The organism is Brevibacterium sp. SIMBA_078 (assembly GCF_046534565.1).
Taxonomy (GTDB): domain Bacteria; phylum Actinomycetota; class Actinomycetes; order Actinomycetales; family Brevibacteriaceae; genus Brevibacterium.
In genome coordinates this window covers 1-371 of the sequence record NZ_JAWRYQ010000056.1, presented here as the reverse complement: position 1 = coordinate 371, position 371 = coordinate 1, and the positions used below count along the sequence as shown (strand labels likewise).

Sequence of the window (371 nt, the reverse complement as noted above, 5' to 3'; positions counted from 1 at the left end):
ATATTATTTACTACATTCAGAATCTCACCTGTCATGCCATCATTAACCGTATGAGTTGTAGGTAAGTCTGCAACAACTAGCCTTAATCCTTTATCTTTAATTCTTTGTTTTAAAATAGTGAAATCATCTTGAGACAATCTACTTAATCTATCTACACTCTCAACAAGCAATACATCTCCTTGATTAGCATCATCAAGTAACTTAGTGAGTACTGGTCTATCTAACTTAGTACCACTATAGTTTTCAATGTAATCAACATAACTGTCAGCATAACTTTTACTAAAACCAATCAAATCAGATAAGGCTCTCTTAGCATCTTGGTCTTTAGTGCTAGCTCTCACATATATTCTTACTGTCATGGGTATCACCTT

General features: G+C 33.4%; 1 protein-coding gene. It reads right to left on the bottom strand.

Annotated features, from left to right (window positions below):
• Nucleotides 1-359 (bottom strand): recombinase family protein (locus tag SB749_RS18840; protein ID WP_410711644.1); only part of this gene is annotated, 359 nt, incomplete at its 3' end.
• Between the last annotated feature and the right edge of the window lie 12 nt (nt 360-371).